The organism is Leisingera aquimarina DSM 24565, assembly GCF_000473165.1.
In the GTDB taxonomy this organism is placed as follows: Bacteria; Pseudomonadota; Alphaproteobacteria; order Rhodobacterales; family Rhodobacteraceae; genus Leisingera; species Leisingera aquimarina.
Map to the genome: position 1 here is coordinate 130,113 of NZ_AXBE01000012.1, position 26,101 is coordinate 156,213.

Sequence of the window (26,101 nt, forward strand, 5' to 3'; positions counted from 1 at the left end):
GGAAGATGACCACACCAAACTACGACGCAATTGTCATCGGCGCCGGCCACAACGGGCTTACCGCTGCTGCGACACTGGCCCGCAAGGGTAAATCCGTCTGCGTGATCGAGAAGAACGCAACCGCCGGAGGCATGGCCCGCAACACCACGTTTGCAAATGGGATACAGGCGCCGGAGATCGCGCATCTGCTGTATAACCTGCACCCCAAGGTGAAGAAGGAACTGGGCCTTGGCTCCGTCCGCGCACCGCTGGAGGTGCGCGATCTGCCCGCGGTTTCGCTGTCGGAGGACGGCAACCACGCTGTGATCCGCAACGGCAAGGCAGAACTGGCTGATGGCCGCCCGCACCCCGAAACCGCGCCCTTTGGCGAACTGATGCGCCGCCTGACGCTGTTTGCCGGGCTGCTGGGGCAGCTTTCAACCAAATCCCCACCCTCGCTTGAGGACGGCCTGGCCAGCCTGGACAAGCTCACGGAACTTGCCGGGCTTGCAAAGCTGGGGCTGGATCTGAAACGGATGGGCAAGAAGGACATGCGCGAATTCCTCCGCGTGCTATTGTCCAACGCCTATGACCTGATCCTCGACGACCTCGAGGACGGTCCGCTGGCGGGCGCACTGGCAGCGGATGCGGTGCGCGGCGCCTTCGCCGGGCCGCGCTCGCCGGGGACAGTGTTCTCTCTGATGTACCGTCTGGGCCAAGGCGGCGGCGCGCAGCTGCCGTTGGGCGGCATGGGTGCGGTTGCAGCAGCATTCGAGACCGCGGCCCGCGCCGCCGGGGCGGAAATCCGCACCGGTACTGGCGTGGCCCGGGTGCTGACCGAAAACGACCGCGCGGCAGGTGTGGTGCTGGAGGACGGCACCGAAATCTCCGCCCGGGCAGTTCTGAGCAACACCGGACCGATGCCCGCGATGATACTGGCGGGGGCGGAGCATTACGACGTGGAAGCGGTGCGGCGGATGCGCAACCAGCGCTGCAAGGGCACCGCGGCCAAGGTGAACCTGGTCCTGAACAGCGCGCCGAAGTTCAAGGGCCTCAGCCCGGAACTCACCGCAGGGCGGCTGCTGATCGCCTCCAGCGCCACTTATGTAGAGCGTGCCTTCAACCCCGCGAAGTACGGGGAAATGCCTGAAAATCCGGTGATTGAGGCGGTTATTCCCAGCCTGTCCGAGCCAGGGCTGGCCAAAGACGCGCAGCATGTGCTTTCCGCTGTTGTCAGCTCCGTTCCCTACGCGTTGGAGGGCGGCTGGGATGAGGCCGCACGGGAAAGTCTGGCAGCCGTCACAATTGCCACGCTGGAAAAATACGCCCCCGGCATCGGCGCGCTGGTCTCGGACTGCCAAGTGCTCAGCCCCGCCTGTATCGAGGCACGCACGGGCGCGCCGGGGGGGCATTGGCACCATGCGGAGATGGGCATCGATCAGATCCTGACGGTGCGGCCCGCCAACGGCATGGCGCACTACCGGTTCGGGCCGGAGGGCTACTACCTCTGCGGCGCAGGTGCCCATCCGGGCGGCGACGTGACCGGGCTGGCCGGCCGCAACAGCGCTTTGCAGCTTCTAAAAGACGGGGTGATCTGATGACCAAACATGTACCCATCGGGCTGATCGAAACCCCGTTCCAGCCACGGCTGGAGGCGCTTAGCACCGCCAAGAGCTGGACCAATTGGGCGGGCTATGTATCACCCGCGATGCTGGACACGGTGGAGTTCGAGTATTTCGCGATCCGCAACCAGTGCACCCTTTTCGACATCTCGCCGATGCACAAGTACCGCATCACCGGGCCGGATGCCTTGAAGGTGGTGAACCGGCTGGTGACCCGCGACGCGGCCAAGCTGCGCGACGGGCGGGTTGGCTATGTCCTGTGGTGCGACGAAGAGGGCATGGTGATCGACGACGGCACTCTGTTCCGCTTCTCGGAGACTGATTTCCGCCTGTGCTGCCAGGAGCCGATGTACACTTGGCTGCTGGACACTGCCTGGGGCTTTAACGCGGAGATCACAGACGAAAGCCAGGACATCGCGGCGCTGTCGCTGCAAGGCCCCACGTCGTTCTCGTTGTTGCAGGACGCGGGCCTGCAGGTTGTGGCGGAGATGAAACCCTTTGACTGGCGCGAAATAGAGCCGGATCTCTGGGTTTCGCGCACCGGGTTCACTGGCGATCTTGGCTATGAGCTGTGGGTTCCGAACGGCAAGGCGCTGGAGCTCTGGGACCGTTTGTGGGCCGCAGGCGGCCATTGGGGCCTGAAAGCGATTGGATTTGAGGCGCTCAACATCTGCCGGATCGAGGCCGGGTTCATCGCCGCCGGCTTTGACTTCCAGCCAGTGCATACCGCCATGCGTCTTGGCCGCGGCCGGAGCCCGCTGGAGCTGGGTTTTGGCAAGATGGTGGATTTCACCAAGGGTCACTTCAATGGCCGCCGCGCTTTGCTGAAACAGCAGGAAGCCGGTCTGCGTTACCACCTGCGCAAGATTGACATCGGCGGCTTCAAACCCGCGGATGGCGCGCTGATCTACCACAAGAAAAAGAAAGAGGTGGGGCATGTGACCTCCGGCGTCTGGTCGCCCACCACCAAGCGCAACATTGCGCTGGCCGAGTTCAAGGCGCCGTACGGCGAGAGCATCACCGATGACCTCTGGGCCGAAGTCTACGTTAATGAGGAAGGCCAATGGGACAGGCGGCTTGTGCCGGTCGCCATCGAAGAAAAGCCCTTCTTCATCAATAGCCGCGCGCGGGCGACCCCGCCGCGCCCGTTCTAATCCGTAACAGGTATCCCAATGACCAAGATGAAACCGAACACATTCGCAAACGAACCAAGCCCGGACACCCTGCATGAGTGGGATCGGACTCATCAGCTGCATCCTTGGATGGCAATGGACGACTGGCGCGGTTACGACAACATGCTGATGGAGACCGCCGATGGCATCCATCTGTGGGATGCTTCCGGCAAGCGCTATATCGACGGGCCGGGCGGCATGTGGTGCACCCAGATCGGCTATGGCCGCCAGGAGATGGCCGATGCCATCGCCGCACAGGTGATGAAGCTGCCCTATACCTCGCCCTTCACCAACACCACCGAGCCGTCGGCTGTGCTGGCGAAGAAGATCGCGGACATTGCCCCAGGGGATCTCAACAACGTCTTCTTCACCACTGGCGGCTCCACCGCTGTGGATACCGCACTGCGCACCATGCAGTACATGAACAACCGCCGCGGCCAGCCGCAGAAGAAAAAGATCATCGCCCGCGAGAAGGGCTATCACGGCTCCACCTATCTGGCCCATTCGGTGACCGGCAAGGAGCGCGACCAGAGCCAATTCGACTTCGAGACCCGGCTGGTGCATTTCTTGCCCGACGTGAACCCCTACCGCCGCCCCGAAGGCATGAGCGTCTCGGACTGGTGCGACGCCAAGGTCGCGGATCTGGAACACGCAATTGCAGAGATCGGCGCGGACAAGATCGGCGCCTTCATCGCCGAACCGATCCTGTCCTCCGGCGGCGTCATCGTGCCCGCGCCCGGCTACCACAAGCGGACTTGGGAGCTGTGCCGCGAGCATGACATCCTCTACATCTCCGACGAGGTGGTGACCGGCTTCGGCCGCCTCGGCCACTGGTTCGCGTCCGAGGAGGTTTTTGGCATCCAGCCCGACATGATCACCTGCGCCAAGGGGCTGACCTCCGGCTATCTGCCGCTGGGCGCCTGCATCATCTCCGACCGGGTGATGCAGCAGATGAGCCATCTGGGGACGCCCTCCTCCTACACCAACGGTTACACCTATTCGGGCCATCCGGTGTCCTGCGTCGCGGCGTTGAAGAACATCGAGATCATCGAGCGCGAGGGTATTCTGGAGCACGTCCGCGCCGTCACCCCGCATTTCCAGGCCCGCCTGCGCGACCTGATGAAATTTGATATCGTCGGCGACGCCCGCGGCGAGGGGCTGCTGGGCTGCATCGAATGCCAGGCAGAGGATCTGGGGGCCGAGCGCAGGATCGGTTCGATGATTGATGATGCCTGCGAGGAGATGGGCCTGATCGTGCGCCCGCTGATCAACATGGCTGTGTTCTCGCCGCCGCTGATCATCACCCTGGACCAGATCGACGAGATGTTCGACATCCTGGAGCGTGCCATCCAGCAGGTCGAGGCGCAGCTGGCAGCGTGAGGCTGGAGGAGGTGGCACAGGCTCCCGTCACCCTTCCCGAACTGGCGCGCGCCAAGGGTTTCCGGTGCCCGCCCTTTTTGCTCCTGCACTATCATGCCGCCGGGCATGCGGCCGCCATGCACACCACTGAACAAGCGGTGCGCCGATCCTCTCACAGTCAGTTTTGGAGAACGTGCGGTGCCGCGGACACTGCCGCGAAACCGGTATTTTTAGAGGGCTTCCCCCTTACACGGTATGCTCGCGCCGCCCGTATTTCTCGGCAATATCAATATTCTGGCCTAGGTCCATCGCCGCGCGGTAGCCGCTTTGCACGGCGGCGGCGATGAGATGCGGAGCTTCGGCATCGCCGATCCGGGCCACCGATTTGATGCCGGCCTCCTGCAGCCCGTCTCCCATCGCCTTCAGCCCGTCGTATAGCCTCAGAACCGGCAGGCGGCGAGTGAGGGGGATGATGGCGTCGCAGACAAAGATGCTGCGGGCGCCCGAGAATATGCAGGAAAGTACTGCTTCCCCCTTCTGTGCGGCCACCAGCATCCGATTGGGCACCACCGCGACGCCTGACTCGATCAAGGCGGCGTTCGACTGGTAGACCTCCGTGGTCCACTGTCCCCAATCGCAGGGGCGGCCTGCGGGTGTCACCAGGGTGACCCGGTGCCCCTCCTTGCGCAATTGCAGCGCCAGCACCGAGCCGAGGTAGTAGTGGTCGTCATCATAGATCACCACGTGATCCGCGTTAAGCGCTGCGCCGTTCAGCACGGTTTCTGCCGAAACGATCATGCCGGGCACTTCCTCCTCCAGCCCGGTGTCGGAATGTCGTCCGACGGTGTCCGTTGCCCAGACCGCCCCGGTGGCTGCAATCACATGGGAGACGTCCAAGTCCAGCACATCAGACGCCTCCAGCGGGCTTTCCGGATAGACCTCCACATTGGGCAGCTTTTCGATCTGCCCGACGCGCCAGTCGCGCACGCGGGCCCATTCGCTCATCCCCGGCAGGCGGGATTCGCGGGTGACACGCCCGCCCAGGGTCCGGCTGGCTTCTGCCAGCATCACCGAATGGCCGCGCTCGCCCAGCACCCGGGCCGCTTCCAGCCCGGCGGGGCCGGCGCCTACCACCAGCACCTTCTCAGGGGCTGTGCTGCGGCCAGTTTTCTCCGGATGCCAGCCCTGGCGCCATTCCTCGCCCATGGTCGGGTTCTGGGTGCAGCGCAGTGGCACCCCCAGAGAGTCGTGGGCGTAACAGATGTTGCAGCCGATGCATTCGCGGATGTCCTCGCTGCGCCCCTCTTCGATCTTCTTGGGCAGAAACGGATCGGCAATAGACGGCCGCGCCGCGCCGATAAGGTCCTGCCCGCCCTGGCGGATCACCTGCGCCATTGTGTCGGGCGAGGTGTAGCGGCCCACTGCCACCACCGGTTTCGAGGTCAGCGATTTCGCCTGCGCAATGCTGTCGGTGAATGAAGCTTCTTTCACAAACCGGCTCGCTCCCATCTCGACGCCGTAGTCGGGCACCACCAGATCCCAAAGGTCCGGCAGATCCGCCAGCATCGCAAAGGCGTCATAGCTTTCCGCATCCCCCAGTCCGACGCTGAAGCGGGTGGCGACGGCGCATTTGTGGCCGACCGCCTCTTTGGTTTCCTTGATCAGCTCGCGCACCAGCCGCACCCGGTTCTCCAAGGAGCCGCCGTATTCATCGCTGCGGGTGTTGTTTACCGGGTCAAGGAATTCCGACAGCAGGTAGCCGTGGGTGGCGTAGACGTAAACAACGTCGAACCCGGCCTCGACAGCCCGCAGCGCCGCATCGCGGTGCCATTTGCGGATGTTGCGGATGTCCTCGCGGTCGATCTTTCGCGCTTGGCCAGGATGCAGCACGGTGGCATCCGTCTGCGGCCGGTTGCGCAGGCCCAAGGGCGCCAGCCGGGTGCCGAAATTGGTCACCATGCCGCCGCCGATCCACAGCTCCACACCGGCCAGCGCGCCATGCTCATGCACGGCGTCCGTCATCAGCCGGTTGGCGCGGATGTCATCCTGATCCCACAGCGCGGCATAGGGGTAATAGTCGTTGTCCGAGGTCGGGTGGATTGAGCAGAACTCGGTGTTCACAACACCCCAGCCGCCTTCTGCCTTCATCCCGCGCATCGCCGCCACGGTCCGCGGCCGCCGCCAACCCATGCCCGCGCAGTGCGGCACCTGGTAGAACCGGTTTTTTGTCTCCACCGGGCCGATTTTCAGCGGCTGGCACAGGATGTCATGACGGGGATCGCGCATCGGCAAGGACCTTTCAGGAGGCGGGTTTCATCTCTAATTTATTTGAGCGCTCAAATAATTCTTGTGTCAAGCCGATTTCCCTCCTAACCTTTTCCTATCACGGCCGGACCTGTGCCTGAGAGGGTAAAGCGCGGGGGAATAGGGCCGCGGCAACAGGGAGACTTTCATGAAAATTTTGAAAACAGCCACGGCGCTTGGCATGGTCCTGTCCCTTCAGGCAGGCGCGATCCTGGCCGCCGATGCGGACCTGACCGTATTCGACTGGGCCGGCTATGAGGATCCTGAGTTCTTCTCTGCCTATATCGCAGAGCACGGGGACGGTCCGACCTTTGCCTTTTTCGGGGATGAGGAAGAAGCCTTCCAGAAACTGCGTTCGGGGTTCCGCGCGGATGTTGTGCACCCCTGCTCGCAATCGGTCCCGAAATGGATCGAGGCAGGGCTGCTGGCACCGCTCAACACCGCCCGGATCGAGCGTTGGGATGAGCTGGAGCCGAGTTTCCGCGACATCGAGGCCTACACCAAGGATGGTAAGAGCTACTTCATCCCGGCCGACTGGGGCAACACCGCGGTCACCTATCACACGGAACACCTGAGCGAAGCGGATGTGGCCAGCCTGCAGGCGTTTGCGGATCCCAAGCACCAGGGACGGATATCCATCGGCGACAATGTGGATGACGCTTACGCCCTGGGGTTCCTGGCAACTGGTGTCACAGACTGGACCAACGCAACGGACGCGCAATTCCAGGCGGCCTCCGGCTTCCTGCGCAAGGTGCATCAGAATGTGCGCACCTACTGGTCCGACGGCGCCTCGCTGGCGCAGTTGATGCAAAGCGGCGAAGTTTATATGGCCTGGGCCTGGAACGAGACCTACTCAACGATGAGCTACGAAGGCCACCCGATCGCAATCAGGCGCGACACCGAAGAGGGCGCATCCAGCTGGGTTTGCGGCTATGCGAAACTCGCCAATGCGCCCGGCTCCGAAGACAAGTTCTATGACTTCATCAACGCCTGGCTGGAACCGAAAACCGCCAATTATCTCGTCAGCAGCTGGGGCTATGGCCACGGCAATGCCAAGGCGATGGCGAACATGAACGCCGGGGACTTGGCGGCAATGGGGCTTGAAAGCAGCGAAAGCCTGCGCGCCAAGACCCTGTGGCAGGCACCCGTTCCTTCGGCGTTGCGCGAGAAGATGATCGCTGAGTTTGAACTGATCAAGGCCGGGTTCTGACACAAGCCCAGAACCACCGATAATGAAACGCCCCGCCGGTTTGGCGGGGCGTTTTCTTGTTTGCCGAAGTGCTTTACGAGGGGTGTCGTCCGGCCCTCTCTATTGGAACAGCACGATGGAGTCCGCGCCCCACCCCACCGGCACCTCGCTGCCGGGCGGCACGATGGACCGGCCTGCGGTGTTGCGCATCGAGATGGTCACATCCTCGGCGTGGCCCGGCAGGCGCACGCTGTAGTAGGTCATGTCGCCATAGTAGGCGGTGCCCGTTACCTCGCCCCTGGCAACGTGTTCGGTCTGCTCGCTGCCTTCGAACAGGATGGTCAGCATCTCCGGGCGGATGCCGATGGTCTCCAGGTTCCGCAAGTCCAGCCCTTCGGGGACCTGCGCCGACGACAGCTCGATGCTGCCAAGCGCCGGAATGTCGAGCGCCAGATGGCCGTTCATCCGGCCGGTGGCGCGGGCGTCGAGGAAGTTCATCACCCCGATGAAGGATGCCACCCGCCGGTCTACAGGACGCCGGTATAGCTCCTCCGGCGAGGCCAGCTGGGCGATGCGGCCGTCGAACATCACCGCGATGCGGTCCGACATGGTCAGCGCCTCCTCCTGGTCGTGGGTCACCAGGATGAAGGTGATGCCGAGCCGCTGCTGCAGCTGGCGCAGCTCCACCTGCATCTGGTCGCGCAGCTGCTTGTCGAGCGCCGACAGCGGCTCATCCAGCAGCACCACCTTGGGCTTCATCACCAGCGCCCGCGCCAGCGCCACCCGCTGGCGCTGACCGCCCGACAGCTCATGCGCAGCACGGGACCCCAGCCCGCCTAGATCCACCATCTGCAGCGCCTGTTCCACTTCGCGGGCGATCTCGGCCTTGGGCGTTTTGCGGGTCTTCAGGCCGTAGCCCACGTTCTCGGCCACGCAGAGGTGCGGGAAGATCGCATAGGACTGAAACACCATATTGGTGGGGCGCCGGTTGGCGGGGACGCCTGCCATGTCCTCACCCGCGATCACGATGGTGCCGTCCGTCGGCGTCTCGAACCCGGCGATCATCCGCAGCAGGGTTGTCTTGCCGCAGCCCGAAGGCCCCAGCAGCGAGAAGAACTCGCTCTCGTGGATGGTTGCATTGATGCCTTTCAAAGCCTGGAAGCTTCCGAAGGTCTTGGTGACGCCCGCAAGGTCAATGATGGGCTTGGTAGATAGGCTGGCCATGTCAGGCAAATCCTCCGGTGGCTGAAGCTTCGATACCCTGTTTCCGCGCGGCGCGGCGGCGGAACCACTCGGCCAGGATCAAGAGCAGGACGGACAGGGCCAGCAGGATGGTCCCCAGCGCCATCACCGACGGCAGCTTTCCGGGGAAGCGCAGCTGGCTCCAGATGTAGACCGGCAGGGTGACCTCCGTGCCGGTCAGGAAGAAGGCGATGATGAACTCATCCAGCGAGATGGTGAAGGTGATCAGCAGGCTGGACACCACGCCCGGCATGACCAGGGGCAGAACCACGCGGCGGAAGGTGCCCCAGCGGCTTTCGCCCAGGTCATAGGAGGCCTCCTCCAGGCTTTGATCCAGCCCCTGAAAGGCGGAGTTCAGGATGACGATGGAGAACGGCGTGCAGATCAACACGTGGCCCAGAACCACGGTCGCCAGCGACAGCGGCATACCCAGCTGCATCAGCAGCACCAGCAAGGCTACCGCCACGATGATTTCCGGCAGCACCAGCGGCAGCATGATGAAGCTCATGATGCCGCGTTTGGCGGGAAACCGGTAGCGCGCCGCAGCCCGCGCCGCGCAGGCGCCGAGAATGGTGCTCAGCACCGCCGACGACAGTCCAACGACCAGCGAATTCCGCACCGCGCCATGCAGGGATTCGGTCTGCCACAGCACGTCGAACCATTGGGTGGTGAAGCCGGTCAGCGGAAAGGAAATGATCGTGGCATCGTTGAAGGCAAACATCGGCAGCAGGATCACTGGCGCGTAGAGAAACACCATGTAGGCAACGGCGTAGAGTGCCAGCCATTTGGCCGAAAGACCTTTTAAGGCGGATTTCATTGCACTTTGCCTCCAAACCGTTTGCCAAGAAGGAAAATCACTGCGCTGATGCTGGCTACGATCAGCATTGATGTGATTGCCAGCGCAGCCCCCAGCGGCGCGTTGTTTGCCTTGCCGAATTGAATCTGGATCATGTTGGCGATCATCAGCCCGTCGGTGCCGCCAACCAGTTTCGGGGTGATGAAATCGCCGATGGTCGGGATCAGCACGATCAGGGTGGAGGCGACCACACCGGGCATTGCCAAGGGCAGGGTGATCCGGAAGAACCGCCGCACCGGCCCGTCGCCCAGGTCTTCCGCCGCCTCCAGCAGCGAGCGGTCGATTTTCTCAAGCGCCACGAAAATCGGCAGGATCGCAAAGGGCGCCCAGGCGTGCGCCAGAGTCAGCACCACGGCGTTGGCATTGTAGAGCAGGAAGGTCAGTGGCTCGTCGATGATGCCCAATCCCGTGAATGCTGTGTTCAGCACACCGTTGTAGCCCAGGATGACTTTCCACAGGAACACCCGCAGCAGATAGCTGGTCCAAAAGGGCACGGTGATCAGGAACAGCCACAGCGCTTTGCGCTGCTTGACGTGAAAGGACAGGTAATAGGCGATCGGAAACGCCAGACCCACGGTCACCGCCGTGACGATCAGCGAGATATTCAGCGAGCGGAGCAGCAGCGCACGGTAGATTGGCTTGGTCCAGGCCTCGCGGTAGTTGTCCAGCGTGAGTGTGGTGTCGAGATCCAGATAGTTCTGGGTCCAGAAGCTGAACGTCAGCACCATCACCAGCGGTGCGGCCAGCATCAGCAGCGAATAGAGCAATGTCGGGCTGATCAATGCGAGGCCCTGGCGCCTCTCTCCGGTTAACATTCCTGGCTCCTCCTGGCCGGTTTTCAAGGCGCCGCCGGTGCTGAGGCGGCGCCCGCACTCATGTGCTGCCCTGCTGCGCGAGCAGTGCGGCGTTGCGGGCTTGCAGCTGCCCAGATTCCGGTTCGTCATGCTCCAGAACCGGAAACAGCTTGCGCAGCTCATCGTGGTAGCTGCGCACGCCGTGCTCCAAATCCGACAGGATCACGCCATCATAGCCGCTGGAGAAGGCCGCCTCCCAGCACCATTCGATCAGCTGCTCGTCCTCTTTTGAAGTGATCCGGTCGATCCGCCCGCTGAGGTAGCGCGCAGCGCGCAGCTGCCGGTCCTCGGAGGGCCGTTTGTAACAGGCGGCACGCTGGATGGTGCGGCCGTTTTCCACCGGAAACTCGTGGTAGAAGATCACCGAGTCCGGGTAGATGCCGAACACCAGGTTGGGGAAAAGCCCCAAATAGAGCCAGGCGGCTTGATGTTCGTCGTCGAGTGCCTCGGTGCGGGGCAGCAGCTTCTTGTAATTCTTCACACTCCACATCCGCCCGGAACCGGGGCGGAAAGCGCCGAACGACCGCGCAGCGCCATTGCTGAACGGCTGGTCTGCATAGTTGCTGCCGAACAGATCATGCAGGCCGGGATGCGCCAACGGCACATGGTAGCCTTCGTTGTCCACATCGCGGACGCATTTCCAGTTGGCGGCAATTTCCGTGGAGCTGATTCCGCTCCCGTCCGGCAGCAGCTCTGCCAGGCCGTAAGGCGCCAGCTCTTCTTCGAACTGCGCCATCACCTCGGAAACGGCGGGCTGCGGTCCCGGCTTGAAACGGACAAAGACAAAACCGTGCCAGATGTCCATCTCAACCGGTTTCAGGCCCCATTCCACCGGATCCAGATCCGGCAGGGTCTCGGGCCGTGCTGCCCCGCGCAGGGTGCCATCCAGATTGAAGGCCCAGCCGTGGAACGGGCAGATGATAGCGTTCTTGCAATGGCCCTTGTCCTCAGCCACGACACGGCTGCCGCGATGGCGACAAAGGTTGTGAAAGGCGCGCACTTCGCCATCCGCCCCACGGACCACCAAGGCCCGCTCGCCAGTGAAATCCGCGGCCATGAAATCGCCGGGCTCCGGCACATCATTGACGTGGCAGACAAGCTGCCAATGACGGCGGAATAATAGCTCCTTTTCTTCTTCCAGAAGTTCCGGATTGGTATAGCTCCACGCAGGCAATCCAGTACGGCCGGCTCTCGGATCAGATTTAAACAGCACGTCGTCCTTCATGTGGGTCTCCTTCCCTCTGACCGGAATCCGTAGCATTTTTTATTTAAGCGCTCAAACAAAAAATTTTTGCCGGGATTTGCATTCGTGGCTGGACAAAGCAGGAATCCGGCCTCAAATTTGAGCGGTCACTCAAACGTCGAGGGGAGAAGCAATGCGCCGCGCGAGAAGCCGCAGAAGACCCGCCGCCTCCGTTGCAGCACCTGTCAGCAAGGGCCCGCACTCGCTGGCCACGCCTGCCTACGCGCCGCTTACGCAGGCGCAGGTGGACCGGGTCGTGGACACGGCGATTGAGTTGCTGGCTACCTCCGGCGTGGTATTCGAACCTGGCGGCGAAGCGGACACCCTGCTGCGCGGTGCCGGCTGCACGCTGTCGGATGAGGGCATCGTAACGATCCCGGAAACCGTCACCCGCAGGGCGCTGGAAACCGCCGCCCGCTCCGCCACGCTATGGGACCGCAACGGCGAAAACCCCATTTCAATTGACTGCGATCACACCTGGTTCATGCCCGGCATGACCTGCATCGCGGTCTATGACGAGGAAACCGGCGAGCCGCGCCCCTCGACCCGCGAGGACCTGGCCCTGATCACCCGGGTTGCCGACAAGCTGCCGCATGTCGACGGCGTTTGCATTGCAGTGAAGAACGTCGAAGAGTCGAACCAGTTCGGCGAGATCGACGAATTCGCCTGCCTTATGGAAAACACCACCAAGCCGCTGGAATACCTTTGCGAACACCCTTCCTCGCTGGATGCGGTGATCGAGATGGCGGCCGCGCTGCGCGGAACGCACCAGGCGCTCCGGCAGAAGCCTTATTTCCTGCATCTGATCACACCGCTGCCGGTAAACCTTGCGCGGATCCATTCGGACCAGATCATTACCGCCGCCAGGGTGGGCATCCCTGTGAGTGTCGGCACCCTGCCGATTGGCGGTGCGTCGTCGCCCATCACCCTGGCCGGCTGCATCACCCACGCGCTGATGACGGACTTTGCTGCAGTCGTCCTTGGACAGCTGGCTGCCGAGGGCAGTTTCTGCGTGGGCAGCTCTGACGTGAATTTCATGGAGCCGGTCACCGGCGCCATCGGCAGTTTCTCCCAGACATCAGTCGGCGACATGGCGATGTGCCAGGCGCGCCGCTCGCTGGGGTTTCCGTCGCTGACAGGGATCGGCGGCTGTTCCGTTGCCCGCCGTTTCAACCAGGATGCAGTCTGGGAAATCTCATCGAACATGACCCAGATGTTCTACAACCGCCCGGCCACGATCGATTACATGGGTTCGCTCGATCAGGGGCTCACTTATTCGCTGCACGCCCTGCTGTTGTGCAACGACCTTGCGGGGTTGCTGCGCAAGATGTGGCAGGGCCTGGAAATCTCGGCCGATCAGATGGCCATCGACCTGATCCGCGAGGTTGGCCCCAACGGTAATTTCCTCGCCCATCAGCACACGGTCGACAACTGCCGGACCCAGGTCTGGAATTCCCGCTACTTCGGCCCGAACATCCCGCTGAGCAACGCCGGGCTTGCGGATCAGGACCTGCTGAAGCGCATTGACAATGACCTCAAGGAGATGCTGGCAGTGCTGGAGCAGCCGGAACTGCCGCCGGAAACCAAGGCAGCTGTTTCCGCGATTTTAAACAAGTACAGTGATCACGCGGTCTAATCCGGGACGCAGCTTTGATTTTTTCCCGGGCACGTCATAAAAGCTGGCTTCCTGCCCTTTGAGTCTAAGCCGACCGCTTCCGCGGAGAGGTTTTGGCTTGCAGCGACAGTTCGGCTGGATCAGCACCGCGGTCAGCTAGCACTGGCAAATGCCGCCGGGCGCACAAACGGCAGGAATGCTAAGCCTGCGCTGCGACGTCAGCCGGCCTGGCGAATGTCTTTTGGGGCCAACCCTACCGTGGTCGACGTCAATATCGCGAGCTTGGCGCTAGTTCATGCAAGACGCAGAAATCGGTAATAATGGGCTCGTTCGTTGAATCCGCCGCGCTAAGGACGAACGTCGGCTTAGCCGAAAATCCTTAGACCCCATGATCGGTTTCTGAACAGACTGGGTTAGCGGCCTCTCCCGCGGCATTCTCCGTTCGAGGGTTGCGCCCGGTTGGCGGGTGCCGTGCCTCAAGAATGGGGGAGAGACCACATGCAGGATAGCACGTTCATCGGTCTGGATGTCCACAAGGCGACAATCTCGGTTGCAATTGCAGAGGGCGTACGGGGCGGAGAAGTCCGCCACCTGGGGAAGGTGCCGCACCGCCCTGATCAGGTCCGCAAACTGGTCGTAAAGCTGACGGCCAAGGGGGCACGGCTGCATTTCTGCTATGAAGCAGGCCCCTGCGGCTATGGCCTCTATCGCCAGCTTGTCGAGATGGGGCATGACTGCATCGTGGTGGCGCCATCGCTGATCCCGGTGAAAGAGGGCGACCGGGTGAAGACCGACCGTCGCGATGCAGTGATGTTGGCGAAGCTGCATCGAGCTGGAGAGCTTACGGCGGTCTGGGTGCCGGATGCGGCGCACGAGGCGATGCGCGATCTGGTGCGTGCCCGCGCGACCGCGATGCGGGTGGCAGGCAAGGCGCGTCAGCACCTTCAGGGCTTTCTGTTGCGCCACAGCCGGAATCTATCCCGGCAAGAAGGGCTGGACGGGGGCATACCGGCGCTGGCTTGCGACAGTGGGCTTCACACATCCAGCGCAACAGATCGTCCTTCAGGATTACATCGATGCCGTCGCGGATGCCGAAGCGCGGGTCGAGCGCCTGACGCGGCAAATCGCAGACCTTTTGCCAACCTGGAGCCTCGCGCCGGTCGTTGATGCGATTCAGGCGATGCGTGGTGTCGTCTTCATCGTTGCAGTGACGGTGGTGGCCGAGATCGGAGACTTCCAACGTTTCGATAATCCGCGGCAACTGATGGCTTATCTGGGGCTGAAGCCATCGGAGCATTCCAGCGGGGGCAGCGTGCGGCGAGGCGGGATCACGAAAGCAGGCAGCGGACTTGCCCGGCGCGCGCTGATCGAGGGCGCCTGGAGTTACCGGATGCAGGCGCGCGTCAGCCCGAAGCTCCTTGCCCGGCTGGAGACGCTGCCGCAAGCTGTCCGCGACATCGCCTGGAAAGGACAGCTCAGGATGTGCCAGCGCTATCGGCATCTGATTGCGGCCGGAAAAGCCAAAGTGGTGGTCATCACGGCGATCGCGCGCGAGATGGTTGGGTTCATTTGGGCGATCGCCCGCACCGTCTCACCCGCCAAAGCCTGAGGAGACCACGAGCAACAACGCCTCGACCCTTTCCGGTGCGCAGGGTTGGGGACGGAACGCGGTGGGGAACCCTTGTGCCCTGTTATGGGCCGACACTGGAGCAACCTCGCGGGCAATGGCCCAAATGAACCCAACCATCTCCCGCGCGACCGCGGTTGTGGCAACGACCTTCGGTTTGCCCGCTGCCATCAGATGGCGATAGCGCCGGCACATCCGCAGCTGCCCGTTCCACGCAATATCGCGCACCGGCTTGGGTAGCGCTTCGAGCCGGTCGTAGAGCTTCCGGCTCACGCGCGGCTGCATCCGGTAGCTCCAAGCGCCTTCAATCAGCACCCGGCGTACCAGCCCGCTGCCCGCCTTGGTGATCCCGCCGCGGCGGACCTTCTCTCCGCTTGACGCTTTTGAAGGCGTCAAACCTAAATACGCCATCAGCTGGCGCGGATTGCCGAAGCGGCTGAAGTCGCCCACCTCGGCCACGACCGTCACCGCCACGATGAAGGCCACGCCTCTCATTGCCTGCACGGCCTCGACCACCGGTGCCAGGCTCCACTCCGGCAGCTGTGCCGTGATCTGGTCCTTCAGGCGTCGGACGCGGGCCTCTGCATCGGTTACGGCATCGACATAGTCCTGGAATACGATCTGCTGCGCCGGGTGCTCGAACCTGACAGTGGTCAGCCAGCGCCGGTAGGCCTTGGTCCATCCCTTCTTCCCAGGATACACCCGGCCATGCCGCACCAGGAAACCCTGAAGATGCTGCCGCGACTTGCCCAACAGCTTCATTGCCGCGGCACGTGCCCGGACCAGGTCCCGCATCGCTTCATGCGCCGCATCCGGCACCCAGACCGCGGTCAGTTCTCCGGCACGGTGCAGCCTGGCCAGCATCACGACGGTCTGTCTTCACCCGGTCTCCAGCCTTCATTGACACCAGAGATGGCGCAACCACGTCACAGGCATGGCCGAGTCCGGTGATCTGCCGGTGCAGACCATATCCGCACGGGCCGGCTTCATAGCAGAAATGCAGCTGCCGGGCTCTTCTACTGATCCTCTCGACGAGCTTGCTGATATGATCGGGCCGGTTGGGAATGTTGCCCCAGGCGCGGACTTCGCCGCCGCGTTCTTCGCTCGCAACCGCAACCGAAACCGTGGCTTTGTGGACGTCCAGGCCTATGAATATGATATCCTGCATTTGGTCTCTCCCCCATTCTTGAGGCACTACGCCAGCCAATCTGGCGCAACCCTCGAACGGAGAATGCCGCGGGAGAGGCCACCGGCCCAGTCAACTTGTGACCCCGATCATCCGGTCTAATGGGCAACCACCAGGTCCGTCGGCTGCCGGTGCTGGATGAGGAGGGGCGGCTGGCGGGGCTGTTGCCGGTTACGGACATTGCCGTGCATGCCTCGGAGCAGCAGGCCGGGGAGGCGCTGGGTGGAATTGCCGAGTACCGTTAGCGGCGGGGCCTAGGGTCAGGATTCATAACCAGTAAATGACTAACGCCGCGCGGGCGATTGCTGACAGGAATACCTCGGGGCACCTGTCGCAGCGTGTTGCGGCGCGCCTGCAGTCCTTGAGCCTGCCGGACATGATCTCGATACGGTTGCGCCGTTTGTAGCGGCGTTTGCCGTATTTCACAGGCTTCTTGCGCTGCTTTCGACCGGGGATACAGCCGCGCCCCCTTTGTCTTTTAACGCTTCCCTGAACCCGCCGGCGTCATAGCCGCGGTCCCCAAGCAGCCAACCGGCTTTTGGCAAGCTGCTTAGCTGCGCCCGCGCGCCGATGTCGTCGCTGACCCGCCGCCTGACAGGCGATGTTTGCATCGCCGAGAAGGGGCCCGGCGGTGATAAACAGGCTGAGCGGCCGGCCCTGGCGGTCGCAGATGGCATGCAGCTTCGTGTTCATGCCGCCTTTGGTCCGGCCCCTCTCGGGACATTGCTGCGCAATGCCCTGCCGGGCAAGGGATCAGGCGTCCACGCCCCCCTTTTTCACGCCCGTACCGGTCGCTGTCCGATGGGCTTTCAGATAAGTTGCGTCCACTGCCCGGCAGTCGAAACGCAGTTTCGATGAGAGGGGGTCATCACAGTCTTCTCTTCCCTGTGACCGGAGACCGGCCCGGCCATCATTCGAGCGAAGATGCCATTCTCGCTCCAGCGCTTCCACCGGCTGTAAAGCGTTCACCGGGCTGACGCCGCCCCGCTGGGGCGACGGTCCCGCCTCACTGCGCGGACAGTATTCAGCAGGAGCGTCCCGCCAGCGCAATCCATTGCGGTTGATGAAGGTTCGTCGGGAAAACGATTCACTGGATCGTTTTCTGATCCTCCTCACTCCCGCTCAAAACGCGCCGGTCATCGACGCGAGGCTTGCCGGGGGACCTGGGAAAGAAGGGTTCAAGACGCGCCATCTGCGCGTCGCCCAGCCGGAAAAGATCAGACATGTACACCGCTCGTTTTCGAGCTCTGAATCACACGGCAAATCGGAAATCAATGCATCCTGACCCTAGTCCGGAGGGCATTCCCCGCAATAGTCACGTTTCAGGTGAAAGCTTTGGGCAGGCAAAATGTACACCCGAAACTTTGTTACTGTAGAGTATGTTTTCTCCTCAATGAGGAGACATTTGGGCAGAAAGCAAATCCGTCCATGGGTATTCCCCTCAGTGATTTTGGGCAGGATAAGATCCAACAGTTCCTTGGTCGGGTTCCAATACCGGTTTGCACCAGGATGGTCTGCGCCGATTGGCGGATCTTCTGCATCCCTGCCTTGGACGGGGTCCTGCAACGCCCACCGAAGAGGCATGCACCGAAAGCTTGGGAAGGCGTTGGCTGGGTGCGGGGCGGCAGCGCGAGCCTCGCGACCACCGCTACGGCCCTGGGTTTGGATTTTGGTGACGCCAACCATATAGAGGTTTCCGGAAATGTACCAGCAGGCCGTTTCATGCCGCCTGGAGTCGCTTTGAGAGCTCAGGCTGATCAGATCATGTTGAAGTAGCTGCGGTAAAAGCCGGGCAGGCTCCATTCCATCTCGGACAGCGGGCCGGGCGCAAAGCGGTGCGAGTTCACTCCCTCCTGATTGTGGCGGATGATCCGTTCGTCATCAAGCGAGGTGACATGCCAGAGCCAGGTCAGGGCGCTGGTGTCATAATCGACGCCGGGTTCGGCATCGCCGCGCACATACCACGCGATCTGGATGTCCGTTTCCTGCAGGGATCTGGGCACAAACCGGTAGCCCACCAGGTGGTCGGCATAGATCAGAAAATAGTTCAGCGTACCGACAGCCAGGTCGGTTGCTCCGCCATCGTGGCCGGTCAGGCGGCCCAAGGGCGGGGCCAGCGGCCCGCCCTCCTGGCTGCCGGTCTGGTAGCCGGGGAACAGCGGGTAGCGGCGCCAATAGACATCGGACCCCGGCGCCAGCGCGTTGGGACCGGTCAGGTCCAGTTCCTGCACCGGCAGGCCAATGGCTGCGGAGCGTTCGCGCAGGGCTTCGCCATATTTTTCCACATCCGCAGGATCCTTCAGCGAGTGGCTGCGGGAATATTCCTGGTGCGACGGGGCGCAATGGTAGCACTCAAGATAATTTTCAAGCGCCAGTTTCCAGTTGGCGGGAACCGGATAGGAAGCCTCATGCGCGAGTTTCAGATTCTCCAGCTGCATCGGTGCAGACAGCGGCGCCAGCAGGTTCAGGCTTTCCTCAAGCGGCGGCGGATTGTCATCGGCACAGACGAATATCAGCCCCTGGAAGATCTGCACCTGCACCGGGAACAGGCCATAGTCGGCAGGATCAAAATCCGGCCCCATCGCGCGGCCGCCGCGCAGGCGCCCGTCCAGGCCGAATGTCCAGGCATGGTAGGGGCAGGAGAACACCCGCGCAGTGCCCTGCTTTTCCAGGCAGACACGGGAGCCGCGGTGGCGGCAGACGTTCAGATGCGCGCGCACTTCATTCTCGCGGTCACGCACCACGATCACCGATTCCGGGCCGTAGTCGAACAGGAAATAGTCGCCCGGCTCTGCAATCTGGCTGACATGGCCGACCCAGATCCAGTTGCGGTTCCAGAACATCTTGATGTCGTGGTCATAGACCGCTTCCGAGGTATAGAAATGGCGGTCCAGCGCAAAGCCCTCCTGATGGCTGTCCATCAGTGCGTGCATCACTTGCAAATCATCGTTGGGCATCAGGTGCCTCCCATATCGTTCAGAGAGATCAGTTCACGGCGGAACCATTCGGCGTCAGCCGCCGCCGGATCGCGTTCGAAATTGCGTGCGGCCAGATGGCCGGCAAAGACCGCATCGGCAATCAGGCCCGGAGCAGCAGCGTCGCCGATCAGCTCCAGCGTGGTGAAGCGGTGGGCGTGGTTTGCCTTCAGGTCGTCGCAAAGCGCGGTGTCCCGCTGGCGGGAGGTCACCATCAGCAGGCTGGCGCAATTCACGCGGCGGGTGAGGCTGGTGTAGATGCAGGCCAGCTCCGCGCCGGTGGCATCCGCTGATTGCAGGGCATGCAGCGGAGCGATCTCCACACCCGCTTCCAGCAGCTCGGCTTGCACCCGGTGCTGTTCCAGCGTGAGTTCGGTGAACGCTGAGGCGATCGAGCCCGGCGTCACCAGCACAACCTTGCGGCCTGCGGCAGCCAGATGGCTGGCCAGCACCCCGCCGATGTAGCCCTGATCGTCATCGTAAAGCAGCACCGGGCCATTGTCCGGCGGCAGGGTGCCCGCCATCACATCGTCGGGCGTAAACACGGGTATGCCCTTGATATCCAAGGGCAGCGGCGACGTCCGCCCGCGCCCGTCGCGGTGCCAGGTGCTGCCGGTGGCAAGGAACACATTGGGGATGCCCAGATCTGCGACCTCCGCTGCGGTGACCGGGCTGCTGGTGAACATCTGCACATTGCCGCGCTGCTGCAGGTCCCACAGGCGGTTGTCGGCAACCCGTTTCCAGGCGGACAGGCCCTTCAGCCGGCTTTCCTTCAGTACCCTGCCGCCGAAGTCCTCTGCGGCTTCGGTCAGCGTCACCTGATAGCCGCGCTTGGCCAGCTGCATCGCGCATTCCAGCCCGGCAGGGCCGGAGCCGACCACCAGTGCCGCTTCCTCATTCTGTTTCGGGGCGATCACTTCGGGGTGCCACTTGCGCCGCCATTCCTCTCCCATGGTGGGGTTCTGGGTGCAGCGGATGGAAACACCCAGATTGTCAGCTGACACACAGATATTGCAGCCGATGCATTCGCGGATCTCCTCGATCCGGCCTTCCTCGATCTTTTTCGGCAGGAAGGGGTCGGCAATCGACGGACGTGCGGCACCGATGAGGTCCAGCACGCTCTTGGAGACCAACGAGGCCATAAGATCCGGCGAGGTGAACCGCCCGACGCCTACCACAGGCTTGTTCGTCACCTGCTTCACGAAATCGGTGTAAGGGATCTGATAGCCGTCCTCGGGCTGGAAGCGTGTCGTCATACTGTCGTTGCTCCAGTCGGCGACATTCACGTCCCAAAGGTCGGGCAGGTCCGCCAGCATCTCCACCACGGCGCGGCCTTCCTCGCCGGCCTGCATGCCATCAGCGCCCATCATCTGGTCAACAGCAAAGCGGAAGGCGACGGCGCAGTGGCCGTCCAGAACTTCGCGGGTGTCTTCCAGCAGTTCGCGGGTCAGGCGGACGCGGTTTTCCAGGCTGCCGCCGTATTCATCGCTGCGGCTGTTGTACTGAGGCAACAGGAAGTGGTGGGCCAGCGTCATCTGGTGGCCGGCGTAGACATAAACGATGTCGAACCCGGCTTCCTTAGCGCGCAGTGCCGCGTCGCGGTGCCAGCGGCGCAAGTCGCGGATGTCCTGCTTGTCCATGGCGCGGGCTTGCTTCGGATAGACCGCATCAATGGGGCGGTCGCTGACCCCCAGTGCCGGGGCGCGGGTCAGGTGGTTGGTGGCGTGATGGCCGTTATGGGCAAGCTGGATCGCCGCCAGCGATCCCTTGGCGTGAACCTGTTCCGTCATCAGCTGCAGTGCCGGGATGTCATGTTTGTCCCACAGCCGGTGCTCTGCATAGGGGCCAAGATCGGAGGTCGGGTGGATCTCGGTCTCTTGCGTTGAAACCACGGACCAGCCGCCTTCGGCTTTCATTGCGCGCACGGCGGCTTCGGCCTGGGGCCGCACATGCCCCAGCCCGGTGCAATGCGGCACCTGGAAAAAGCGGTTGCGGGCGGTGACGGGGCCGATTTTCACCGGCTCGAACAGAATGGAATACCCATTTGCGCCTGGCATGCTGGCACATCCTTTGTGTCTTGATTGTTTGGTCTTGGCGGTGCGGCGGGTTTCAGTGCCCGCCGCCGGTTGGATCAGAACCCGGCTTTGATGCGTTCGAATTCCTTCAGCATCCGGCCCTCAAGTTCGGGCTTTACAGCGTCAAAGAACAGGCTGTCCTCAAAGAAACTGTCCACATCGGCAAAGCCGTATGTCGTGATCAGATCCTGATCAGCTGAGGCAAAGGCATCTGCATTGGCATGGGCGTAACCCCAGTTCTCGATGATATATTTGCCGCTGGCTTCGGAGCTCAGCGCGTTCAGCATGTCATAGACCTGCTCATCGCTTTGGGTTGAGGAGTTCAAGTGCACATAGCCGCAGACCCAGGTGGCAATGCCCTTGTCGGTGTCGCGCATCATTTTGGCGGGGGTTTCGTTCCAGATCAGGTTCAGCTCTGACTGGTTCCAACCCCAGCCCATGGTGACCTCTCCCGAGGCAAGGGCCTGGTCCAGCTGGCCGGCATCGGACCAGTAAAACCGCACATTCGGGTGGATCTGGCGCAGAAAACCGGAGGCTTTCTGGAATTCTTCATCCGACATATCGGTATAGCTGGAGGCGCCGGTGGCCAGCGCCGCCATCGCATAGGCAGAGGAGGCGGCGTCCGGGATGGCGATCTTGCCCTGGTGTGCCGGATCACCCAGCAATTGCAGCGAGACATCGGCAGCGTCGATCTGGTCGGTGCGGTAGATCAGCCCGGTGTTGCCCCACTCAAACGGCACCATGTAGGTCTGGCCGTCGATGGTGATGCCGTCCACATCCTTGATCTGCGGCAACAGATTGTCCCAGTTGCTGATTTTCGAGGTGTCGATGGGCTTCACCAACCCCGCTGCCACCCATTTGCGCAAGCCGTCGGTGCAGGGGTGGGCAAGGTCGGCGGCAAAACCCGATTGCAGCTTGGTAAAGGCCTCCTCGACACTGCCGAAGTAGGTATAGCTGGGGCCGCCGCCGTATTTGGCGACGTAATCGCCATAGAATCCCTGATCCTCGTAACCGGACCAGTCAAAGACCGACAGGCTGGACGCATCGGCGGATGCGATCCCAGCCGAGGCGGTCACGGCCGCAGCTGCGGCCAGCACTGTGTTGAGATGTTTCATGTGTTTCCCTCCCTTTATTCTCATGCCTCGCGGGTGCCGAGGTCGATGACGGAGGCGTTCTGCACCCCCAGCCAGACCGGGTCGCCCTGCTTGTGATCAACCGTGTGGAAGTAGTTCGGCACCGACACTGCAATGGGCTGCTGCAACCCGTCGGCGGTGACGTGGTAATGCACGTTCTCACCGTAGAAGGCGGCGTTGGTGACGGTGCCTTGCAAATAGCCGTCGTAGCCTTCGGGTTTTTGCGCCGAAATCTCCAGCTGCTCGGGGCGGATGCCCGCCAGCAGCTGCGGGCCGCGCTGCGCCACATTGGAATTTACATCAATGGTCAGCGGGCCGAAACCCTGCACCTGGGCCTGCAGCTTGCCATCCGCTTCGCCGGTGACAGCCGCGTCCAGGAAATTCATGCCGCCGATGAAGGCCGCGACCTCCCGGCTGCAGGGCCGGGCATAGAGGACTTCCGGCTTGTCGACTTGCTTCAGCTGGCCCTTGAACATCACGCCGATGCGGTCGGACATGGTCATTGCCTCATACTGGTCGTGGGTGACCATGACAAAAGTGATGCCCAATTTCTGCTGCAGGCGCCGCATCTCGAACTGCATCGCCTCTCGCAGGTTCTTGTCGAGCGCCGACAGCGGCTCATCCAGCAACAGCACCTTGGGCCGCATCACCAGCGCCCGGGCCAGTGCGACCCGCTGGCGCTGGCCGCCCGACAGTTCAGTGGCCTTGCGCGATTGCAGCCCGCCCAGCTCCACCATCTCAAGCGCTTCAGCGACGCGGTCATTGATCCCGGCCTTTGTGAGCTTCAGTTTGCGCAGCCCGAAGGCGACATTGTCGCCGACATTGAGATGCGGGAAGATCGCATAAGACTGGAACACCATATTTGCCGGGCGCTTGTTGGCAGGGATATGCGCCATGTCCTGGCCGCCGATGCGGATGGTGCCCTCGTCATGATCCTGAAAACCCGCAATCATCCGCAGCGCCGTTGTCTTGCCGCAGCCGGAGGGGCCGAGGAGCGAGAAAAACTCGCCCTCCTTCAACTCGAGGTTCAGATCACGCACTGCCACAAACGTGCCAAAGCGCTTTTCCACGCCGGAGATTTCGATGATGTTCTGAGTGGTCATCAATAGATCCTTACTCTCAGGCGGATTTGGAGGAGCGGCGGCGGAAGTATTCGGCGGTCAGCAGCAGCAGGACCGAGGCGAGCAGCAGCAGCGAGCCAAGCGCCAGCGTGTTCGGCAGCTTGGCCGGAAAGCGGATCTGGCTCCAGATATAGACCGGCAGGGTGGGCTGGTTGCCGGACAGGAAGAAGGCCAGCACAAATTCGTCGAACGACACGGTGAAGGTGACCAGCAGGCTGGCAACAATCCCCGGTGCCACGATCGGCAGGGTCACCCGGCGGAAGGTGCCGATGACGCTTTCACCAAGGTCAAAGGCGGCTTCTTCCAGCGATTGGTCGAAGTCGTCAAAGGCGGATTTCATGATCGAGACCGCAAAGGGCAGGGCGACAAACACATGGCCCAGTATCACAGTCGTCAGCGACGGCTTCAGCCCAAGGGAGATGAACAGAACCAGCATAGAGGAGGCGACGATAATGCCAGGAATGACCAGCGGCAGCATCACCAGCCCCTCGGAGATGTCACGTCCCTTGAACCGGTAGCGGACATAGGCGCGGGCGGCGAACAGCCCCAGCGACGTGGCAACCACTGCGGTGACCGCGCCGACGATCAGCGAATTCACCATCGCCTGCAGCAGCGTGTCCTGCGCGCCCAGCAGGGCATACCATTTCAGCGTGAAGCCCTTCATCGGGAACGCAACAATCGTGCCGTCGTTGAAAGAGAACAGCGGCAGCAGCAGCACCGGCAGATAGAGGAAGATCAGGTAGCTGATGGCATAGGCCAGCAGCCAGGGGAAACGGAAAGGTCTGCTCATCGGATCCTCCTGCCCAAGGCGGTGGCGAGGATCACAAACAGGATCGCCACAAAGCCGACCGAGGCCATGGCCACCAGCGACAGGGTTGCGCCCAGCGGCCAGTTGTTGGCGGGGCCGAACTGTACCTGGATCAGGTTAGCCACCATCTTGCCCTGCGAGCCGCCGACCAGCGACGGGGTCACATAGTCGCCGACGGTGGGGATAAAGATGATCAGGCTGGCGGCAATGATGCCCGGAATGGTCAGGGGTAGGGTGACACGGAAAAAGCGCTCCAGTTTGCTGCATCCCAGATCGGTGGCGGCTTCCAGCAGCGAACGGTCGATCTTTTGCAGCGAGACATAGATCGGCAGGATCGCAAAGGGCGCCCAGGCATGGGCCAGCGTCAGCACCACGGCAAATTCATTGTACAGAAGGAAGGTCAGCGGCTCGGTGACGATGCCCATTGAAAGCAGCGCTGAGTTCATCACTCCGTTAAAGCCCAGGATCAGTTTCCAGCTGAACACTCTGAGCAGATAGCTGGACCAGAACGGAATGGTGATCAGCAAAAGCCACAGGGTTTTCTTGTGGGTGCGGAAGGCGATGAAATAGGCAATCGGATAGGCCAGCGCCACGGTCGCCGCCGTCACCGCCCCGGCGATGGCGATGGAGCGCAGCATCAGGTGGCGCACCAGCGGATCGGTGGCGGCCTCGGCGTAGTTGGCCCAGGTTAGCGTCTTGTCGATCTCGACATAGGTCTGGGTCCAGAAGCTGTAGGCGACCAGGATGCCCAGCGGCGCCGCAACCAGCAGGCCCACATAAAGCGACGCCGGCGCGCTGAGCGCCAGACCTTTGCCTGCTTCGGTTTTTAGAATTCCGGCCATTGCTGGGTATCGCTTACCGTTTTTGTTTGCGCGGGTGCCGCATTAAAAATGGACAATCGTCCATAAAAGAGTGGCGGTCAGGGCATGCATCTGTCAACAAGATTCTCAAGAAAATGGACAAACGTCCATTTTTACTGGATATTCTGCAGGTGATATGCGAACAATGCTGGCATGGCGCTGCCTGCTGCGGGGTGCCGAATTGTGAATGCCATCAAAAACAACAGTAGTCAGATGCCGGGAAAACGGGAACAGAACCGCGAGCAGAACCGCCAGGCCCTGATCGGGGCTGTGCTGGATTCGGTTGCGGAGAAGGGTATTTCGGAAACATCCGTCAGCGAGATTATCCAGCGGGCCGGCCTGTCACGCGGCATGATCCACCTGCATTTCGGCGGCAAGGACAAACTGGTTCAGGCGGCGGCGCATCATTCGTCGGAGGAATATTACGACGGCCTGGAAGCGCTGTTGCAGACCGCAGGCGACAGCCCGCAGGAACGGGTCGAGATGATCGTGCGCGGCGACCTCAGCGAGCGGGTGCTGAACCGGCGCAATGTCAGCATCTGGTACGCCTTCCGCGGCGAGGCCAGGAACCGCAAGGCCGTTGCCGAGTATTCCGATACCCGCGACGGACGGCTGCGCGGCATGATCCACAACGCCTTTTCCCGGATCGTGCGCGAGGCCGGAACACCGGATGCCACCGGTGCGGCCCGGGATGCAACCCATGGCACATTGGCACTGCTTGAGGGCATGTGGACCGACTTCCTGCTGCACCCCGACCAATTCGACCGGGAAGAGGCGTCGCGAGTCATCTTCCGCTTCCTCGCGGCCATGTTCCCGACACATTTTTCGCTGAAGGGTGCCATTCCCCCCAAGCAGGCGCGCGCCCGGTAAACAGCTGGCCC

18 protein-coding genes and 3 pseudogenes are annotated in these 26,101 nt (G+C 62.3%); 8 read left to right on the top strand and 13 right to left on the bottom strand.

What is annotated here, in order from left to right; translation table 11 throughout:
* Positions 1-5 precede the first annotated feature (5 nt).
* From AQUI_RS0101780 to AQUI_RS0101790, 3 genes are read left to right on the top strand one after another with little or no spacing between them, the layout of a single operon-like run.
* A complete protein-coding gene (locus tag AQUI_RS0101780) occupies positions 6-1,577 on the top strand; it encodes a phytoene desaturase family protein (protein ID WP_027255994.1) in 1,572 nt (523 codons plus the stop codon).
* Positions 1,577-2,755: an aminomethyl transferase family protein gene (locus AQUI_RS0101785; RefSeq protein ID WP_035919546.1), complete on the top strand. Its 1,179-nt coding sequence runs from the start codon at positions 1,577-1,579 to the stop codon at positions 2,753-2,755. Before AQUI_RS0101780 ends, AQUI_RS0101785 begins: the two co-directional genes overlap by 1 nt.
* A gap of 27 nt (positions 2,756-2,782) precedes the next feature.
* Positions 2,783-4,153, top strand: coding sequence for an aminotransferase (locus AQUI_RS0101790; protein ID WP_035919612.1), 1,371 nt, complete (start codon positions 2,783-2,785; stop codon positions 4,151-4,153).
* Positions 4,154-4,378: 225 nt separating this feature from the next.
* On the opposite strand, the gene AQUI_RS0101795 is transcribed toward AQUI_RS0101790, so the two are convergent.
* Positions 4,379-6,418 (bottom strand): oxidoreductase, encoded by a 2,040-nt coding sequence (locus tag AQUI_RS0101795; protein WP_035919549.1) that lies wholly within the window; start codon positions 6,416-6,418, stop codon positions 4,379-4,381.
* Between the two features lie 166 nt (positions 6,419-6,584).
* Between AQUI_RS0101795 and AQUI_RS0101800 the strand changes: the two genes are divergently transcribed.
* Complete coding sequence (locus AQUI_RS0101800; protein ID WP_027255997.1) at positions 6,585-7,646, top strand: extracellular solute-binding protein; 1,062 nt, start codon at positions 6,585-6,587, stop codon at positions 7,644-7,646.
* Between the two features lie 99 nt (positions 7,647-7,745).
* Here the strand turns inward: AQUI_RS0101800 and AQUI_RS0101805 are convergent, their stop codons facing one another.
* From AQUI_RS0101805 to AQUI_RS0101820, 4 genes are read right to left on the bottom strand one after another with little or no spacing between them, the layout of a single operon-like run.
* A complete protein-coding gene (locus AQUI_RS0101805; RefSeq protein WP_027255998.1) occupies positions 7,746-8,849 on the bottom strand; it encodes an ABC transporter ATP-binding protein in 1,104 nt (367 codons plus the stop codon).
* A gap of 1 nt (position 8,850) precedes the next feature.
* Complete coding sequence (locus AQUI_RS0101810) at positions 8,851-9,684, bottom strand: ABC transporter permease (protein WP_051371749.1); 834 nt, start codon at positions 9,682-9,684, stop codon at positions 8,851-8,853.
* Positions 9,681-10,538, bottom strand: coding sequence for an ABC transporter permease (locus AQUI_RS0101815; protein ID WP_027256000.1), 858 nt, complete (start codon positions 10,536-10,538; stop codon positions 9,681-9,683). The genes AQUI_RS0101810 and AQUI_RS0101815 overlap by 4 nt, the downstream gene beginning before the upstream one ends.
* Before the next feature lie 58 nt (positions 10,539-10,596).
* Complete coding sequence (locus AQUI_RS0101820; protein ID WP_051371750.1) at positions 10,597-11,802, bottom strand: aromatic ring-hydroxylating oxygenase subunit alpha; 1,206 nt, start codon at positions 11,800-11,802, stop codon at positions 10,597-10,599.
* A 151-nt stretch (positions 11,803-11,953) separates the two neighbouring features.
* Between AQUI_RS0101820 and AQUI_RS0101825 the strand changes: the two genes are divergently transcribed.
* Entirely contained in the window at positions 11,954-13,456 is a 1,503-nt protein-coding gene (locus AQUI_RS0101825) for a trimethylamine methyltransferase family protein (RefSeq protein ID WP_027256002.1), read from the top strand.
* Positions 13,457-13,933: 477 nt separating this feature from the next.
* A pseudogene (locus AQUI_RS26815) lies at positions 13,934-15,044 on the top strand (IS110 family RNA-guided transposase).
* Positions 15,045-15,140: 96 nt separating this feature from the next.
* Here AQUI_RS26815 and AQUI_RS26820 read toward each other — a convergent pair.
* Positions 15,141-16,230: pseudogene (locus AQUI_RS26820) on the bottom strand (IS110 family RNA-guided transposase); the annotation flags it as partial.
* Positions 16,231-16,349: 119 nt separating this feature from the next.
* Here AQUI_RS26820 and AQUI_RS29650 point away from each other — a divergent pair.
* Positions 16,350-16,493 (top strand): CBS domain-containing protein, encoded by a 144-nt coding sequence (locus tag AQUI_RS29650; protein WP_245596836.1) that lies wholly within the window; start codon positions 16,350-16,352, stop codon positions 16,491-16,493.
* A 22-nt stretch (positions 16,494-16,515) separates the two neighbouring features.
* On the opposite strand, the pseudogene AQUI_RS29655 reads toward AQUI_RS29650, so the two are convergent.
* The 7 genes and pseudogenes from AQUI_RS29655 to AQUI_RS0101880 all read right to left on the bottom strand — a co-directional run bounded on the left by AQUI_RS29655 (position 16,516) and on the right by AQUI_RS0101880 (position 25,202).
* A pseudogene (locus tag AQUI_RS29655) lies at positions 16,516-17,473 on the bottom strand (IS5 family transposase).
* Positions 17,474-18,005: 532 nt separating this feature from the next.
* Positions 18,006-19,205 carry an aromatic ring-hydroxylating oxygenase subunit alpha gene (locus AQUI_RS0101855; RefSeq protein WP_035919550.1) on the bottom strand — a complete coding sequence of 400 codons (1,200 nt, stop codon included), beginning with the start codon at positions 19,203-19,205 and terminating at the stop codon, positions 18,006-18,008.
* On the bottom strand, positions 19,205-21,280 hold the full coding sequence (locus tag AQUI_RS0101860; RefSeq protein WP_027256006.1) for an oxidoreductase: 2,076 nt from the start codon (positions 21,278-21,280) through the stop codon (positions 19,205-19,207). The genes AQUI_RS0101855 and AQUI_RS0101860 overlap by 1 nt, the downstream gene beginning before the upstream one ends.
* Positions 21,281-21,354: 74 nt before the next feature.
* Positions 21,355-22,413 (bottom strand): extracellular solute-binding protein, encoded by a 1,059-nt coding sequence (locus AQUI_RS0101865; protein WP_027256007.1) that lies wholly within the window; start codon positions 22,411-22,413, stop codon positions 21,355-21,357.
* Between the two features lie 20 nt (positions 22,414-22,433).
* Complete coding sequence (locus tag AQUI_RS0101870; protein ID WP_027256008.1) at positions 22,434-23,534, bottom strand: ABC transporter ATP-binding protein; 1,101 nt, start codon at positions 23,532-23,534, stop codon at positions 22,434-22,436.
* A gap of 16 nt (positions 23,535-23,550) precedes the next feature.
* Positions 23,551-24,342, bottom strand: a complete 792-nt coding sequence (locus AQUI_RS0101875; protein WP_051371751.1) for an ABC transporter permease — start codon at positions 24,340-24,342, stop codon at positions 23,551-23,553.
* Entirely contained in the window at positions 24,339-25,202 is an 864-nt protein-coding gene (locus AQUI_RS0101880; RefSeq protein ID WP_027256010.1) for an ABC transporter permease, read from the bottom strand. Before AQUI_RS0101880 ends, AQUI_RS0101875 begins: the two co-directional genes overlap by 4 nt.
* Before the next feature lie 231 nt (positions 25,203-25,433).
* Here AQUI_RS0101880 and AQUI_RS0101885 point away from each other — a divergent pair, with 231 nt between their 5' ends.
* Positions 25,434-26,090, top strand: coding sequence for a TetR family transcriptional regulator C-terminal domain-containing protein (locus tag AQUI_RS0101885; protein ID WP_027256011.1), 657 nt, complete (start codon positions 25,434-25,436; stop codon positions 26,088-26,090).
* The last annotated feature ends 11 nt before the right edge of the window (positions 26,091-26,101 follow it).